Here is a 16,410-nt window from a genome sequence, read left to right as displayed (position 1 = left end):
GCCCACATAGAACGTGACCGGGCCGCCGGCCAGGAGTTCACCGAACTCGTCGAGGCCGGTCGAGTCGCTGATCAGCCCGCGCCACCGGAGGTCGTCGAGGAGGCCGCCGCCGCCCGCGACGGGGGACGGGTCACCGGCGGGGGAAGGGTCACCGCCGGACGCGGCGGGAGAAAGGTCGCTGTCGGTCACGCAGGGCATTCTCCCCCATCCCGAGCGGGCGGTCGTACCCGGTTTCGATCCCGCCGGGCGTCCGGCCCTAGGCTGGCCGGGGAAGATCCGCACGAGGCCATTGGGGGCCGGGTATGGAGAAGTCCGAGGTGACGACCGGCGGCTTCGTGACGCTGCTCGGCCTGGAGTTCCAGGAGAGCACGCCGGACCGGGTGGTGATCCGCTGGCGGGTCCGTCCGGAGCTGCACCAGCCGTACGGCATCCAGCACGGCGGCGTGTACGCCTCGGTGGTGGAGACCGCCGCGAGCGTCGGCGCGGCCATGTGGTTCGGCGACCGGGGGAACGTGGTGGGGGTGAGCAACCACACGGACTTCCTGCGGGCGGTCCGCGAGGGTGAGCTGACCGCCGTCGCCTCGCCGGTGCACCGGGGCCGGTCGCAGCAGCTGTGGCAGGTCGAGATCACCGATACGGCCGGCCGGCTGGTGTCTCGCGGCCAGGTCCGGTTGCAGAACCTTCCGTCCGCGGAACAGCTCGGCTGAGCCGGTCCGGCTCCGGGTCGGTGACCCGGTCGGTGCTCGGGTCGGTGCCAGGGTCGGTGCCAGGGTCCGCGGTCGGGTCACCGCTTCCGGTCGGCGCCTGCGCGTTCGACGGGTCGGCGCGGCGCAGCCGTACCCGGGTGATCGCGTGGTGGGCCACGGCCTCGACCTGGAGGTTCCAGCCGTCGACGGCCAGCGTCTCGCCCGGTTCGGTGGGGATCCGGCCGAGCCTGGCCAGGATGAGTCCGGCGATCGTGGTGTAGTCCCCGGCCGGGCGGGCGGACAGTTCGACGCCGATGTCCGGCAGGTCGTGCACGGGGAACGTGCCGGGCACCAGCATCGCGCCGTCCGGTTCGGCGCGTACCCCGCGGACGTCCCGGTCCGTCTCGTCGTAGATCTCCCCGACGATCTCCTCCAGCACGTCCTCCAGGGTGACGATGCCGTCGACCGCGCCCCGCTCGTCCACCACCAGGGCGATGTGCTGCCGTTCGGCCTTGAACCGGCGCAGCGCCGCCACCACCGGCAGCGAGTCCGGCAGCAGCAGCGGCGGCCGGGCGTAGTCGTCCACCGGCCGCTCGTCGGGTACGCCGACCAGGTCCCGCAGGTGCACGACGCCGACCGCGTCGTCGAGCATGCCGTGCCGGACCACCGGCGCCCGGGAGTTGCCCGAGGCCGCCAGGACGATCCGGGCGGCCTCCGCTGAGGTGCCGCTGTCCAGGCAGAACACCTCCAGCCGGGGCACCAGGACCGCCCGGAGCTGCCGTTCGGCGATCTCCACGGCGCCCGCGATGATGGTCTGCTGCTCCACCGTCAGGCCGTGGTGATTCGTGACGATCTCCCGCAGCTCGTCCGGGCTGATCTCGTCCCGCTGCTGCCGCGGGTCGACCCCGGCGAGCCGTACCGCGAGGTCGGTCGTGCGGCCCAGCGCCCAGACGACCGGCCGGGAGAGGCTCGCCAGCAGGTCCAGCGGGCGGGCGACGACCAGGGCCCAGCCCTCGGCCCGCTGCATGGCGATCCGTTTCGGGGCCAGTTCGCCGAAGACCAGGGTGACGAAGGTCAACGCCAGCGTCACCAGGATGACGGCGACCGGCTGGGCGGCCTCGCCGAGCACTCCCAGCAGCGGTACGAGGGGCTTCGCCAGCGACACCGCGGCGGCCGCCGAGGCGAGGAAGCCGGCGAGCGTGATGCCGATCTGGATGGTGGCCAGGAAGCGGTTCGGGTCCGTCGCCAGCCGGGCCAGCACCCGGCCCGAGCGGCTGGTGCGTTCCAGCCGCTGGAGCTGGCTCTCCCGCAGCGAGACCAGGGCCATCTCGCTGCCGGCGAAGGCAGCATTGACGATCACCAGCACGCCGACCAGGGCGAGCTGCATCCAGGTCTGCACCGCTTCGTCTCCTCACCGCCGGGCCGGGTCCCCCGGTACGCCGTCCGTCAGCCTGGCAATGCCCAGCCGCACGGACGGCGAATCCCGAAGCCGACCAAGGAGATTGCGGGGCGCCGGGTGCACGCGGCGGCACCGGATCGCATCCGGTGCCGCCGCCGGCTCCGTCAGTACCGGGCGCCCACGGTCTGCTCGGCGAGCCGGTCCAGCCGGGCCAGGTCGGCCGCGTCCAGCCGCAGGTCGGCGGCGGCCACGTTCTGTTCCAGGTAGCTCACCCGCTTGGTGCCGGGGATCGGCACCACGTCCTCGCCCTGCGCGTGCACCCAGGCCAGCGCCACCTGGCCGGGAAGCACCTCCCGCTCGGCGGCGATCTGCCGCACCACGTCCACGAGGCGCTGGTTGGCGGCCAGCGCGTCGGCCGCGAACCGTGGATTGGTCCGCCGGAAGTCGTCGGCGGCGAACTCCTGCCCGGCGCTCAGCGCCCCGGTGAGGAAGCCGCGGCCCAGCGGCGAGAACGGCACGAGACCGACACCCAGCCGCCGCGCCGCCGGCACCACCGACTCCTCGACGCCGCGGGTCCACAGCGACCACTCGCTCTGCACGGCGGTGATCGGGTGTACGGCGTGTGCCCGCTCCAACTCCTCGGCCGTCACCTCGGACAGCCCCAGGTAGCGCACCTTGCCGGCCTCGACGAGCCCGGCCAGCGCGGACACGGTCTCCTCGATCGGGGTGTCCGGGTCGACCCGGTGCAGGTAGTACAGGTCGATGTGCTCCATGCCCAACCGGGTCAGCGACTCGTCGCAGGCCCGCCGGACGTAGTCGGGGTCGGCGCCGAGGCGGAACCGGGTGCTGCCGTCCGCCCGGTCGATGCCCCGGATCCCGACCTTGGTGGCCAGCACCACCTCGTCGCGCCGGCCCCGCAGGGCGTACCCGAGCAGCCGCTCGTTGGCGCCGAAGCCGTAGATCCCCAACTCGCCGTAGACGTTCGCGGTGTCCAGCAGGGTGACGCCGAGTTCCAGCGCCCGGTGCAGGGTCGCGATCGACGAGGTGTCGTCGGCCGGCCCGTACGACTGGCTCATCCCCATGCAGCCCAGTCCCTGAGCCGAGACCCGCAGACCCTGGCTGCCGAGTGCGACGGTACGCATCGTGCCTCCTTCTCGCGGCGCCGCCGTGCGCGGCGCCCGACCATCCCGCCCACGGTATGAGTTCGAGTGCGCTCGACGGCAAATCCGTTCCGCCGGCGCGGCACACAGTCGGGCCGCGTCCGCAGGGACGCCGCCGGTCGGCGGCGGCGGCTTCGTCAGCGACGGCCGCCGGTGGGGGACGGCGCCGGTCGGGAGCGACGCCGGTCAGGGACGGCGGCGTGGCACGTGCCGGCGGTACGCGCTGACCGTCGGGTCGCCGGCCAGCCAGAACCGCCACGGTAGGTCGTGCGCGCCGGTCACCCCGACCCGCGGGCCGGCGGCCACGGCCGTGGGGTCCACCGGCTCCACCGGCTCCGCCAGCCGGACCGGGCCGTCGGCCAGCAGGTACGCCCCGTACGCGGCGCCGTCGAGGCCGAGCGCCGAACAGAGCCGGGCCGGGCCGCGGGCCAGTTCCACGTCCCGGCGTACGGCCGGCCGGCGGTCCCGGGCCGTGGCCAGGCCGTCGACCACCGCACCGGCGCGCAGCAGCACCGCCGACGCCTCCCCGGCCGGGCCGGTCACCACGTTCATGCACCAGTGCATGCCGTAGGTGAAGTAGAGGTACGCGTGTCCGGGCGGCCCGAACATCACCCGGTTGCGCCGGGTCGGCCCGCGGTGGGCGTGCGAGGCGGGATCGCCGCCCGAGCCCGCGTACGCCTCGACCTCGGTGATCCGGACCGTGACGCCGCCGGCGCTCAGCCGGGCGCCGAGCAGTCCGCGCGCCGCAGGCTCGACCGGTCCGGCCAGCAGCGCCGCGAGATCGACCGGCCGGGCGTCGGACACGCCACCAGCAAAGCACACCCGGCCGGCGCCGCGGCGGCGGACCTTCGGCTCAGGGTACGAGGGTCTGCCGGTGCTTCGCCGCCGCCTCGACCGCGGGCCGGTTCCAGGGCATCGGCAGCGTCGCGCCGGTGCGCCACAGCGGCACCTGGTCGGTGTAGTGCGGGCCGAACGCGTGCCCGGACACCCCGGCCAGGTCCACCCAGCGGGACCGGTCCAGGTCGCCCAGGTCCACGATCATGCGCATGGACGGGACCCAGTTCACCTCGTAGCCCTGCCCGGCGTTCCAGCCGGTCGCGTTGACCAGGCCCTTCCCGCCGGAGGTGCGGTAGGGGCCGGCGTTGAACAGCCACTCCACCGGGCCGATGCCGGAACTGCCGTACGACTGGTTGCGCAGGGTGAGGGTGTGCAGGTCGCCCCAGCGCCACTTCGCCGGGTGGTCGCCGAGCCGGTCGGCCAGTTCCGCGTACCCGTCCCGCAGCGCCGCCGTGAGCATGGCGGTGCGGTCCTCGACGGCCGGCGTGGACCGGTCGTCCCACCACGGCGAGTTCGGGGCGAGCCCGGTGACGATCTGGAACCACCGCTCGCCGCCGTCCGGTGGCGAGCCGGCCGGCACCTCGTCGAAGGTCCGCAGCAGCAGGTGCCGCCAGACCGCGTTGAAGTACGCGGCCGCCGCGGACGAGTGGGCCTGCGCCGAGCCGTCCGGGCCGGTGTCCGGCTGCTGGCCGTCCCAGTCGCGCAGCAGGTCCCGGGCCTCCACGGCCGGGCCGTCCAGGGGCGCGGCGAGCAGTTCGGGCACCAGGTCGGCGGCGACCGGGTTACGGCTGTCGAACTGGATCCGGGACACGTCCTGCACCGAGTGCTTCGGGGCCGCCGCGAGCAGCTCGTTGATCCGCTGCGACCGGTAGCCGGCCGTCCAGTCCATGGTGAGCAGCCCGGGGTACGCCGGGCCGACCACCGCCTGGTTGGCCGTCACGATCGCCCCGTCCGGCGGGTCGCTCACCGCGGGCAGCTCGGCGAACGGGATGAACCCGCGCCAGTCGTACCGGGAGTCCCAGCCGGGCGCCGGCCAGCGGCCGTCACCGGCGCCGCGGACCGGGATCCGCCCGGGCGCCTGGTAGCCGATCCGGCCGTCCACCGTGGCGTACACGATGTTCTGCGCCGGCACCTCGAACAGCGCGGCGGCCTGCCGCAGCGTCGCCGGGTCGGTGGCCCGGTTGATCGCGAACACCGCGTCCATGGTGCGGCCCGGGTCCAGTGCCGTCCAGCGCAGCGCCACCGCCGTGACCGGTCCGGTCGGCGCCGCGGCGGCCGGTGCCGGTCCGGCGCCGCCGGTCGGCGACGGGCCGGCGCCGGCCTGGTCGGCGGGGGCGCGGCCGGCCGGTTCGGTCGGCGGCGGGGTGGCGGCGATGGCGCGCAGCGGCTCGGACGCGTCGGACAGCAGCGGTCCGTGCCCGGTCTCCCGGACCGTGATCGTCACGGGCGTCGCGCCGGCCACCCGGATCGTCTCGGTCCGCTCGCGCAGCGGTCGCCACGCCCCGTCCACGAGGTAGCGGTCGCCGTCCACGCGCTCCAGGTAGAGATCGGTGACGTCCGGGTCGAGGTTGGTGAACCCCCAGGCCAGCCGGTCGTTGTGCCCGATCACCACGCCGGGCATCCCGGAGAAGGTGTAGCCGGCCGCGGCGTACCCGCAGTCGCAGTGCAGGCCCATCTGCATCCAGATTCCCGGCAGCGACGGCCCGAGGTGCGGATCGTTGGCCAGGATCGGCGCGCCGGTCGTGGTCCGCGAGCCGGCGAGCACGAACGAGTTCGAGCCGATGCCCTCGCCGTCCGGTCCGAGCAGGTTCGGCAGGCCGGCGGCCAGGTTCCGGGCCGCCGCCAGCGCCGGCGCCGCGACGGCCGCGGTGCTGGCCGGGTACGGCGGGCGGTCCCCCGCGGGCTCGGCCGGGACGCCGCCGCCGGTGCCGCCGGTGCCACCGGAGGCCGGCACGATCGTCCGGTTCCGTTCGTACGGGTACGTCGGGTAGAGCTGGTCGATCTGCGCCAGGCTCAGACCCTGGCCGTAGAGGTTGGCCCGATCCAGCTCGCTGGACATGTTGCCGCGCAGGTCCCAGGCCATCGCCTTGAGCCAGGCGAGGCTGTCCACCGGTTCCCAGCGCTCGATCCGGTGGCCCCGGTTGAGCAGCCCCAGCAGCGTGTACTCCAGGCTGACCGACCCGCTCGGCGCGCCGTCGGCGGCGGCCGGATCGGCCAGCACCCCCTGGGCCACCAGGTACGCGTTCACCCCGTCGGCGTACGCGGTGAGGTAGCGCCGGCTGTCCGGCGAGATCAGCGCCCACTCCTGCTCGGCCACCCGCCGCCAGCCCAGGGTGCGGATGTACGTGTCGGTCTCCAACTGCGACGGGCCGAACAGTTCGGCGAGCCGGCCGGCCGTCACGTGCCGGCGGAAGTCCATCTCCCAGAACCGCTCCTGGGCGTGCGCGTAGCCCTGCGCCCGGAACAGGTCCTCCTCGGTGTGCGCGTAGAGCTGCGGGATGCCGTGCGCGTCCCGCAGCACGGTCACCGGCGCGCCGAGGCCGGGCAGCGACAGGCTGCCGCCGTACTCCGGAAAGGCCCGCCGGACCGACCAGATGACCAGGCCGGTGGCGACCAGCGCGAGCACCAGCGCGACCGCGACGACCGAGATCGCCACCCGGGCCAGCCGGCGCCGCCAGCGCCGGGGTCGCCGGCCGCCGCCCGGGGTCGCGGCATCCGGGGTCGCAGCAGCCGGGGTCGCGCCGTCCGGAGTCGCGCCGTCCGAGGTCGCGGCGGGGCCGTCCGGGGTGGTTTCGGAGTCGTCGCCGGACGTGCCGGATTCGTCCTGGGACGCGGTGGGCTCTTTCGACCGGGCGTCGGAATCGTCCGCCGGGGTGTCGGGTCGGGCCGGACCGGGGGCGTCGGACCGTGTCATGCCGCGGGATCCTACGCGCGACCAGTGCCGTCGTCGATCATGGAGTCGGGCCGGGGCGAAACGTCCGTTCCGCGTCCCGGACCCGGCGGATCAGCCGGCCGATCCGGCGGGCGACGCGGCCGGCAGGCGGCGCTCGGCGGGAGACGCGGCCGGCAGGCGGCGCTCGGCGGAGGACGCGGCGGCCCGGCGGGCAACGCCGCGGCCCGGCGGGCGACGCGGCGGCTCAGCGGGGGACGCGGCGGCGGACGGCGAACAGCGTCACCCCGGCGGCCAGCGCCGCGGCCAGCGCGACGCCGACCGCCACGCCGGGACCGATCCGGGCGCTGCCCCCGGCCCCGGCCGCGACCGGGTGGCTGCCGGCGATCGGCGACGGGCTGGTGCCGCTGGGCGCCGGGGTCGGGTTGGCCGGCGCGACCAGCTCGCCGACCCGGGCACCGCCGGGCAGCCCGAATCCCCAGTCCAGCAGCGCGGCACCCTGCTCCCAGCCGCGCTGCGGCGCGGCCTCGGCGCCCACCAGCGTCACCACCAGGCGCCGGCCGTCCCGCTCGGCGGCGCCCACGAACGTGTGCCGGGCCAGGTCCGTGAAGCCGGTCTTGCCGCCGAGCGCGCCCGGATACCGCCACAGAAGCTGGTTGTCGTTGGTGATCTGGTAGCCCTTGGGATCCCGCGGCGGCTGCGGCGGGACCTGGGCGGTCCGGGTGGACACGTACTGGCGGAAGTCGGCCCGCGCGAAGTCGGCCCGCGCGATGAGCGCCAGGTCGTACGCGCTGGTGAACTGCCCCGGACCGTCCAGGCCGGACGGGGTCACGGCGTGGGTCTGGTAGGCGCCCAGCCGCCGCGCCTCGGTGTTCATCGCGGCCATGGTGCCCGGCAGCCCGGCCGCGCCGCCGGCGACCCGGGCCAGCACGTTCGCCGCGTCGTTGCCCGAGTTGAGCAGCAGTCCGAGCAGCAGCGTCCGCACCGGATAGTGGCCGCCCTCCACCACCCCCATGGCCGAACTGCCGGGCTCGAAGTTCATGTCCTCCGGCGTCACCTCGACCACGGCGTCCGGGTCCAGCCGGGGCAGGACCGTCTCCAGCAGCAGCAGCTTCTGCACGCTGGCCGGCGGGGTGGACTGGTGCGGGTCGCAGCCGCCGAGGACGGCGCCGCTGTCCAGGTCGGCGACCACCCAGGAGGTCGCGGTGACCGGGGGTGGCGGCGCCGTACCGGGCGGCACTGCCAGGCCGGTCACGGCCAGCGCCGACCCGCCGACCGCGCGGTCCGCGGGCCGCTGCGGCGGGGACGTCGGGCGCGGCGGTCGGGCCACCGCGGGGCTGGGCTGCGGACACGGCGCGGGGGCCGCCGCGGTGCTCGGACCCGCGGTCGCCACCCCGCCCGGTGCGGCACTCGCGGTGTCCGCGACGGCGGTCACCCCGCCCGGTACGGCGGTCACCGCGGTGGCCGGCATGAGGCCCGCGGTGGCCGGCATGAGGCCCGCGGTGGCCGGCATGAGGCCCGCGGTGGCCGGCATGAGGCCCGCGTGCGCCGGGACGGCGGTCCCGGCGGTCACCGCGGGCGCGGTGGCGGTCAGCAGGAAGAGGGCGACGACGCCCAGCAGCGCCGTGGCCCGAGGGATGGCCCGCATGAGACCGACCCTAGTGCGGACCCGCCACGGAAAGGGGCGGATTGCTCACCTGGCGTTACCGTCGCGCTCGACCGGTCGCCGACCACCGTGGACACTCCACGGGCGGTGGCCGGCGGATACCCGACGAGCGGTCGCGCACCGCCCGCCGAGGCCGGTTCACCACGAACGGGACGTTCCCGCCATCGGGATCGGCGCGGGACAGCCCTGCCGTGGACCCGCCGGCAAGGTCGACTCATCTTCCGGGAAGTCGGGGTGTAACCGGCGCCGGAACACCCCGACTTCCCGCAAGACGTGTCGACACCGGCCGGAAGATGGCCGACTCCCCGGTGCGGGACGACTCAGCGGGGAACGACGCTGCGCGCGGCCCACTCCCGCCAGTCGCGCACCTGCTCCGCGGCGGCGGCCAACTGGTCGGACACCGGGCCGGGGCCGGTCGAGCCCGGGGTGGTCCGGGCGGCCAGCGCCGACCGGACCGACAGCACGTCCCGGACGCTCGGCTCCAGGTGCTCGCTGACCAACCGCAGATCGTCGTCGGAGACCTCGTCGAGGGCACACTCGCGGGCCGCGCAGAGCGCCACGAGACGGCCGGTGATCTCGTGCGCCTCGCGGAACGGCACCCCCCGCCGGACCAGCCAGTCGGCCACCTCGGTGGCCAGGGAGAAGCCGACCGGCGCGGCGGCGACCAGCCGGTCGACCCGCACCGTCATGGTGGCCACCATCCCGGCCAGGGCCGGCAGCAGCAGTTCGAGGGTGTCCACGGCGTCGAACGCCGGTTCCTTGTCCTCCTGCATGTCCCGGTCGTAGCTGAGCGGGAGGCCCTTGAGCATGGTGAGCACGGCGGTCAGCCCGCCGACCAGCCGGCCCGACTTGCCCCGGGCCAGCTCGGCGATGTCGGCGTTCTTCTTCTGCGGCATGATCGACGAGCCGGTGGCGAACGCGTCGTCCAGTTCGACCCAGCCGAACTCCTGGGAGGTCCAGAGCACCACCTCCTCGCCGAGCCGGGACAGGTGGATCCCGATCAGCGCGGTGATGAACAGGAACTCGGCCACGAAGTCCCGGTCGGCCACCGCGTCCATCGAGTTGGCGAACGAGGTGGTGAAGCCGAGTTCCTTGGAGACCGCCACCGGGTCCAGCGGCAGGCCGGAGCCGGCCAGCGCGCCGGCGCCGAGCGGGCTCACGGCGGTACGCCGGTCCCAGTCCCGCAGCCGGTCCAGGTCCCGCAGCAGCGGCTGGACGTGCGCCAGCAGCCAGTGTCCGAAGGTGACCGGCTGGGCGTGCTGCACGTGCGTCATCCCGGGCGCCGGGGTGTCGACGTGCGCGCCGGCCTGGTCGACAAGCGCGTCCGCCAGCTCCACCAGCCGGGCCGCCACCCGCGGGCGTGGTCCCGCAGGTAGAGCCGGAGGTCGGTGGCGACCTGGTCGTTGCGGGACCGGCCGGCGCGCAGCTTGCCGCCGAGCGCGCCGAGCCGTTCCAGCAGCCCTCGCTCCAGTGCCGTGTGCACGTCCTCGTCGTCCACCGTGGGCCGGAACGCCCCGGAGGCGCAGGCGGCCTCCAGGTCGTCCAGCGCGGCCAACATCCGGCCCAGTTCGTCCGGGTCGAGCAGGCCGGCCCCGGCCAGCACCCGGGCGTGCGCCCGGGAGGCCGCCAGGTCGTACGGCGCGAGCCGCCAGTCGAACTGGACGCTCACCGACAGCCGCGCGAGCGCCTCGGAGGGGCCGCCGGCGAAGCGGCCACCCCACAGGCTGGTGCGGTTGGCGGCGGCGGTGTTCTCGGTCAGGCTCCGGTCGTCCACGCCGACCATTCTGGCGGTCACCGGTTCGGGCCGCCCAACCGGGCGTCCCGGGCCGCGGCCATCCGGCTGGGCAGACCCCAGAGCTGGACGAATCCCTTGGCCAGGGACTGGTCGAAGGTGTCGCCGGTGTCGTAGGTGGCCATCCCGAAGTCGTACAGGCTGGCCTCCGAACGCCGGCCGGTCACCACGGCCCGGCCGCCGTGCAGGGTGAGCCGCACGTCGCCGGTGACGTACCGCTGGGTCTCGGCGATGAAGGCGTCCAGCGACTGCCGAAGCGGGGAGAACCACAGGCCGTCGTAGACCAGCTCGCCCCAGCGCTGGTCCACGGCGCGCTTGAACCGGGCGGTGTCCCGCTCCACGGTGACGTTCTCCAGCTCCTGGTGGGCGGTGATCAGCGCGATCGCGCCCGGCGCCTCGTACACCTCGCGGCTCTTGATGCCGACCAGCCGGTCCTCGACCATGTCCAGCCGGCCCACGCCGTGCGCGCCGGCCCGCCGGTTCAGCTCGGCGACCGCCTGGAACGGGGTGACCGTCTCGCCGTCGATCGCCACCGGCACGCCGCCGTCGAAGGAGATCACCACCTCGTCCGGGTCACGCTCGGCGCTCGGGTCGGCGGTGTAGGAGTACAGGTCCTCGATCGGCCCGTTCCAGATGTCCTCCAGGAAGCCGGTCTCCACGGCCCGGCCCCACAGGTTCTGGTCGATCGAGTAGGGCGACTTGGCCGACACGTCGATCGGCAGGCCCTTCTCCTCGGCGAAGGCGATCGCCTTGTCCCGGGTCCAGGCGAAGTCCCGGGCCGGCGCGATCACCCGCAGGTCGGGGGCCAGGGCACCGAGACCGGCCTCGAACCGCACCTGGTCGTTGCCCTTGCCGGTGCAGCCGTGCGACACGATCGTCCCGCCGTGCGCCCGCGCCGCGGTCACCAGGTGCTTGACGATCAGCGGCCGGGACAGCGCGGACACCAGCGGGTAGCGGTCCATGTAGAGGGCGTTGGCGCGCACCGCCGGCAGGCAGTACTGCGCGGCGAACTCCTCCCGCGCGTCCACCACCACGGACTCGGCGGCGCCGCAGTCCAGGGCGCGCTGGCGGATGACGGCCAGGTCCTCGCCGCCCTGCCCGACGTCGACCGCCACGGCGATCACCTCGGCGCCGGTCTGCTCGGCCAGGTAGGGAATGGCGACCGAGGTGTCCAACCCCCCGGAGTACGCAAGTACGACCCGCTCGCTCATGGCGTGGTGCTCCCTTCGATGTTTTCTTCCCGGCGAGCCCAGCCGGCGAGCTTGTCGCCCAGCGCCGCGCCGCCGACGGCCGTACGGGCCACGACGAGGATGGTGTCGTCGCCGGCGATGGTGCCGACGACCTCGGGCAGTCCCGCCCGGTCCAACGCGCTGGCCAGGTAGTGGGCAGCGCCCGGCGGGGTACGCAACACGGCGATGTTGCCGCTGGAGTCGACGCCGTTGAGCAGTTCGCGCAGCAGCCGGACCAGCCGGGCCGGCGCGGTCTCGGCGTCGCGCAGCGGGCGGTGCCCGTCCTCGGGGATCAGGTAGACCGCCGGGCCGTCCCCGCCGCGCACCTTCACGGCGCCGAGTTCCTCCAGGTCCCGGGAGAGGGTGGCCTGGGTGACCTGCACCCCGTCCCGGGCCAGCAGGTCGCCCAGTTCGGTCTGTGACCGGACGGGCATCAGGCGGATCAGGTCGACGATGCGGGCGTGCCGGGCGACCCGGTTCAGCGGCGCGGTCATGCGGTCCCTCCGGTGCCCGCCGGCGGGTCGACCGCTGGAGCGGCCACCCCGGCCGCGCCCGCCGTGGCCGGGGTTGCCGCCAGCAGGAACGCCAGCAGCGCCTTCTGGGCGTGCAGCCGGTTCTCCGCCTGGTCGAAGACGGCGCTCTGCGGGCCGTCGAGCACCTCGTCGGTGATCTCCTCGCCGCGGTGCGCCGGCAGGCAGTGCAGCACGATCGCCCCGGGCGCGGCCACCCGCAGCAGCGCGGCGTTGACCTGGTACGGCCAGAACGGGGTGACCCGGTCCAGGCCGTCGCCCTCCTGCCCCATCGAGGTCCAGGCGTCGGTGGCCAGCACGTCGGCCCCGCGCGCCGCCTCGACCGGGTCGCCGAGGACCCGCGCCGACCCGCCGGTGCCGGCGGCGATCTTCTCGGCCCGGGCCAGGATCTCCGGGTCGGGACGGAAGCCGGCCGGGCCGGCGATCCGCACGTGCATCCCGGCGGTCGCCCCGGCCAGCAGGTACGACTGGGCCATGTTGTTCGACGCGTCCCCGACGTAGGTCAGCGTGCGCCCGGCGGTGCCGCCCAGCCGTTCCCGGACGGTGAGCAGGTCGGCCAGCAACTGGCAGGGGTGGAAGCCGTCGGTGAGGGCGTTCACCACCGGCACGGTGGCCCCGGCGGCGATCTGCGCGATCCGGTCGTCGGCGTGGGTGCGCAGCACGATCGCTGCCACGTACCGGGACAGCACCCGGCCGGCGTCCGGCAGCGACTCGCCGCGGCCGAAGTGGGTGACCTGGGTGTCCACCATCAGCGAATGGCCACCCAGCTCGGTGATGCCCACGTCGAACGAGGTCCGGGTGCGCAGGCTGGGCTTGTCGAACAGCACCGCCACCGACCGCGGACCGGCCAGCGGCCGGTGGCCGTACCGGTCGGCCTTCATCCGGGCGGCGAGGTCCAGCACCGCGGCCTGCTCCGCCGCGTTCAGGTCGTCGTCGGCCAGGAAGTGCCGGGTCACGACGGCACCCGCGCCGCGTCCAGCGCGCCGGGCAGCGCGGCGAGGAAGGCGTCGGCCTGCGCGGCGGTCAGCACCAGCGGCGGGGCCAACCGGACCACGTCCGGCTGGACCGCGTTGGCCAGGAACCCGGCGTCCCGCAGGCCGGCGACGACCGCGCCGGCGGCCGGGGCGCGCAGCGCCACGCCGAGCAGCAGGCCGGCGCCGCGGACCTGCGCCACCAGCGGGTGGTTGAGCGCCTCGACGCCGTCGCGGATCTGCTCCCCCACCCGCTTCACGTGGTCCAGCAGCCCCTCGTTGGCGATCGTGGAGATCACCGCGAGCGCCGCGGCGCAGCTGACCGGGTTGCCGCCGAAGGTGCTGCCGTGGCTGCCCGGTGCGAGCAGCCCGGCGGCCTCGCCGAAGACCAGGCAGGCGCCGATCGGCAGGCCGCCGCCGAGGCCCTTGGCCAGGGTGACCAGGTCGGGCTCCACCGCCTCGGCCTGGTGGGCGAACCAGTGGCCGGTGCGGCCGATGCCGGTCTGCACCTCGTCCAGCGCCAGCAGCGCGCCCGCCCGGGTGGTGATGTCCCGCGCCGCGCTCAGGTAGCCCGGCGGCGGCACCACCACGCCGTTCTCGCCCTGGATGGGTTCCAGGATCACCATCGCGGTCCGGTCGGTGACCGCCGCGGCCAGCGCGGCGGCGTCGCCGTACGGCACGTGCGTGACGTCCCCGGGCAGCGGCCGGAACGGGTCCGCCTTGGCCGGCTGGCCGGTCAGCGCGAGCGCGCCCATGGTCCGGCCGTGGAAGCCGCCGTGCGTGGCCACCACGTGCGTGCGCCCGGTGCGCCGGGACAGCTTGAAGGCCGCCTCGTTGACCTCGGCGCCGGAGTTGGCGAAGTACACCCGGCCGGACCGGCCGGCCAGCGCCAGCAGCAGCTCGGCGAGCGCCACCGGCGGTTCCGCGGCGTACAGGTTGGAGACGTGCCCGAGCGTGGCGACCTGCTTGGACACCGCGGCCACCACGGCCGGGTGCGCGTGGCCGAGGGTGTTCACGGCGATCCCGCCGAGCAGGTCGACGTACTCCCGGCCGTCCTCGTCGACCACGACGGCGCCGGCGCCGGAGACCAGGGCCAGCGGCGGGGTGCCGTAGTTGTCCATCATGGCCGCCTGCCAGCGGGCCAACAGCTCACTCATGGTTCCTCGCCTCCCCGGCGGCCGCGCGCGTGACCATCGTGCCGAACCCCTCGGAGGTGAAGACCTCCAGCAGGGTCGAGTGCGCGAGCCGCCCGTCCACGACGTGGGCCGCCGGCACGCCGCCGCGGACCGCCCGCAGGCACGCCTCCATCTTCGGCACCATCCCCGCCTCAAGGCCGGGCAGCAGACGTGCCAGTTCGTCGTCGGTGATCTCGGAGATCAGGCTGTCGGTGTCCGGCCAGTCGGCGTACAACCCCGGCACGTCGGTGAGCACCACCAGCTTGCGGGCGTCCAGCGCCACCGCCAGGGCCGCGGCCGCGGTGTCCGCGTTGAGGTTGTGCAGCACCCCGGCCGCGTCGGGCGCCACGCTGGAGACCACCGGGATCCGGCCGGCGCCGATCAGGTCGGTCACCGCGGCCGGGTTGACCGACGCCACGTCGCCGACCTGGCCGATGTCCACCGGCTCGCCGTCCACGTACGCCGGCCGGCGCTGCGCGGTGAACAGCCCGGCGTCCTCGCCGGAGAGCCCGACCGCGAACGGGCCGTGCGCGTTGATCAGCCCGACGAGTTCCCGGCCGACCTGGCCGACCAGGACCATCCGGACCACGTCCATGGCCTCCGGGGTGGTGACCCGCAGCCCGCCGCGGAACTCGCTGGCGATGCCGAGCCGGCCCAGCATGGCGGAGATCTGCGGCCCGCCGCCGTGCACGACCACCGGGCGCAGGCCCGCGTAGCGCAGGAAGACCATGTCGGCCGCGAAGGCGCGTTGCAGGTCGGGGTCGACCATCGCGTTGCCGCCGTACTTGACCACCACCGTGGCCCCGGCGAACCGGGCCAGCCACGGCAACGCCTCGATCAGCGTGCTCGCCTTGATCTGCGCCACGGTGAGGTCCCGGGAGAGGATCATGTCGAGTAGGCCGAGTTCTCGTGGACGTACGCGTGCGACAGGTCGTTGGTCCAGATGGTGGCCCCGGCGTCGCCGCTGTGCAGCTCGATCCGGATGGTGACCTGCCGGCCGCCGAGGTCGACCTTGCTCCGGTCCTCCGCGGCGGCGCCCGCGCGGCACACCCACACGCCGTTGACCGCCACGTCCACGCCGTCCGGCTGGAAGGCCGCGGCCGTGGTGCCGACGGCCGCCAGGATGCGGCCCCAGTTCGGGTCGTTGCCGAACAGCGCCGTCTTCACCAGGTTGTTCCGGGCGACCGTGCGACCCACCTCGACCGCGTCGTCCTCGCTCGCGGCGCCCGCCACGTCGATGGCGATCTCCTTGGTGGCGCCCTCGGCGTCGCCGAGCAACTGCTGGGCCAGGTCGTGACAGGCGCTGGTCACCGCGCTGGTCAGCTCGTCCTGACCGGGCTCGATCCCGGAGGCGCCGCTGGCCAGCAGCAGCACAGTGTCGTTGGTGGACAGGCAGCCGTCGGAGTCCAGCCGGTCGAAGGTGACCCGGCAGGCCGCCCGCAGCGCCTCGTCCAGTGCCTCGGTGCCGGCCACCGCGTCCGTGGTCAGCACGCAGAGCATGGTGGCCAGCGCCGGCGCCAGCATGCCGGCGCCCTTGGCCATGCCGCCCACGGTCCAGCCGGTGCCGGTGGCCACCGTGGTCTTCGGCCGGGTGTCCGTGGTCATGATCGCCTCGGCGGCCGCGGCGCCGCCGTCGCGGGACAACTCCCGGATCGCGCCGCGGACGCCACGCACCAGCCGGTCCATCGGCAGCCGCTCGCCGATCAGCCCGGTGGAGCAGACGCCGACCTCGCCGGCGCCGATCAGCAGTCGCGGGTTGCGGCTGCTCAGCGTGCCGGCCAGGTATTCGGCGGTGGTGTGGGTGTCCTGGAAGCCGGCCGGGCCGGTGCAGGCGTTCGCCCCGCCGGAGTTGAGCACCACCGCCCGCAGCACGCCGCCGCGCACCACCTGCTGCGTCCAGAGCACGGGCGCGGCCTTGACCCGGTTGCGGGTGAAGACGCCGGCGGCGGTGGCGTCGGGGCCGTCGTTGACCACCACGGCCACGTCCCGGCCGCCGCTCTTGAGGCCGGCGGCGACGCCGGCCGCGCGGAATCCCCGGGGGGTGGTGACGGTCATGGTGCAACTCCAACGAGAGG

Annotated in this window: 13 protein-coding genes and 1 pseudogene (1 of these 14 running past the window's edge); 1 reads left to right on the top strand and 13 read right to left on the bottom strand. The window is 75.0% G+C overall.

What is annotated here, in order from left to right; all coding sequences use genetic code 11:
• A protein-coding gene (gene tyrS, locus CIK06_RS11845; RefSeq protein WP_232534289.1) for a tyrosine--tRNA ligase crosses the window boundary here: on the bottom strand, nt 1-75 show its 5' end (the start). Its footprint begins 1,146 nt before the window's first position; only the first 75 of its 1,221 coding nucleotides appear in the window; the start codon lies at nt 73-75; its stop codon lies beyond the left edge, outside the window.
• A 227-nt stretch (nt 76-302) separates the two neighbouring features.
• Here tyrS and CIK06_RS11840 point away from each other — a divergent pair, with 227 nt between their 5' ends.
• On the top strand, nt 303-707 hold the full coding sequence (locus CIK06_RS11840; RefSeq protein WP_095564876.1) for a PaaI family thioesterase: 405 nt from the start codon (nt 303-305) through the stop codon (nt 705-707).
• Here CIK06_RS11840 and CIK06_RS11835 read toward each other — a convergent pair.
• The 12 genes and pseudogenes from CIK06_RS11835 to argJ form a co-directional block, all read right to left on the bottom strand.
• Entirely contained in the window at nt 628-2,073 is a 1,446-nt protein-coding gene (locus tag CIK06_RS11835; protein ID WP_095567750.1) for a hemolysin family protein, read from the bottom strand. The genes CIK06_RS11840 and CIK06_RS11835 overlap by 80 nt on opposite strands.
• 176 nt (nt 2,074-2,249) lie before the next feature.
• Nucleotides 2,250-3,227 carry an aldo/keto reductase gene (locus CIK06_RS11830; protein WP_095564875.1) on the bottom strand — a complete coding sequence of 326 codons (978 nt, stop codon included), beginning with the start codon at nt 3,225-3,227 and terminating at the stop codon, nt 2,250-2,252.
• 204 nt (nt 3,228-3,431) lie between these two features.
• The gene (locus CIK06_RS11825; RefSeq protein WP_095564874.1) at nt 3,432-4,049 is read right to left on the bottom strand and encodes a DNA-3-methyladenine glycosylase; all 618 of its coding nucleotides are present in this window, start codon (nt 4,047-4,049) and stop codon (nt 3,432-3,434) included.
• A gap of 49 nt (nt 4,050-4,098) precedes the next feature.
• Nucleotides 4,099-6,996, bottom strand: a complete 2,898-nt coding sequence (locus CIK06_RS11820) for a penicillin acylase family protein (protein ID WP_232534163.1) — start codon at nt 6,994-6,996, stop codon at nt 4,099-4,101.
• 223 nt (nt 6,997-7,219) lie between these two features.
• Nucleotides 7,220-8,620 (bottom strand): serine hydrolase, encoded by a 1,401-nt coding sequence (locus CIK06_RS11815; RefSeq protein ID WP_232534162.1) that lies wholly within the window; start codon nt 8,618-8,620, stop codon nt 7,220-7,222.
• 338 nt (nt 8,621-8,958) lie between these two features.
• Nucleotides 8,959-10,421: pseudogene (gene argH / locus CIK06_RS11810) on the bottom strand (argininosuccinate lyase).
• A gap of 8 nt (nt 10,422-10,429) precedes the next feature.
• Nucleotides 10,430-11,641, bottom strand: a complete 1,212-nt coding sequence (locus CIK06_RS11805; protein ID WP_095564873.1) for an argininosuccinate synthase — start codon at nt 11,639-11,641, stop codon at nt 10,430-10,432.
• The gene (locus tag CIK06_RS11800) at nt 11,638-12,153 is read right to left on the bottom strand and encodes an arginine repressor (protein WP_095564872.1); all 516 of its coding nucleotides are present in this window, start codon (nt 12,151-12,153) and stop codon (nt 11,638-11,640) included. The genes CIK06_RS11805 and CIK06_RS11800 overlap by 4 nt, the downstream gene beginning before the upstream one ends.
• A complete protein-coding gene (argF, locus tag CIK06_RS11795) occupies nt 12,150-13,145 on the bottom strand; it encodes an ornithine carbamoyltransferase (protein ID WP_095564871.1) in 996 nt (331 codons plus the stop codon). The genes CIK06_RS11800 and argF overlap by 4 nt, the downstream gene beginning before the upstream one ends.
• Nucleotides 13,142-14,317: an acetylornithine transaminase gene (locus tag CIK06_RS11790; RefSeq protein ID WP_095564870.1), complete on the bottom strand. Its 1,176-nt coding sequence runs from the start codon at nt 14,315-14,317 to the stop codon at nt 13,142-13,144. Before CIK06_RS11790 ends, argF begins: the two co-directional genes overlap by 4 nt.
• Nucleotides 14,310-15,224, bottom strand: a complete 915-nt coding sequence (gene argB / locus CIK06_RS11785; protein WP_095564869.1) for an acetylglutamate kinase — start codon at nt 15,222-15,224, stop codon at nt 14,310-14,312. The genes CIK06_RS11790 and argB overlap by 8 nt, the downstream gene beginning before the upstream one ends.
• Nucleotides 15,221-16,390 (bottom strand): bifunctional glutamate N-acetyltransferase/amino-acid acetyltransferase ArgJ, encoded by a 1,170-nt coding sequence (argJ, locus tag CIK06_RS11780; RefSeq protein ID WP_095564868.1) that lies wholly within the window; start codon nt 16,388-16,390, stop codon nt 15,221-15,223. The genes argB and argJ overlap by 4 nt, the downstream gene beginning before the upstream one ends.
• Between the last annotated feature and the right edge of the window lie 20 nt (nt 16,391-16,410).

It is taken from the genome of Plantactinospora sp. KBS50 (genome assembly GCF_002285795.1).
Classification (GTDB): Bacteria; Actinomycetota; Actinomycetes; order Mycobacteriales; family Micromonosporaceae; genus KBS50.
This window is presented reverse-complemented; position numbering and strand designations above follow the sequence as displayed.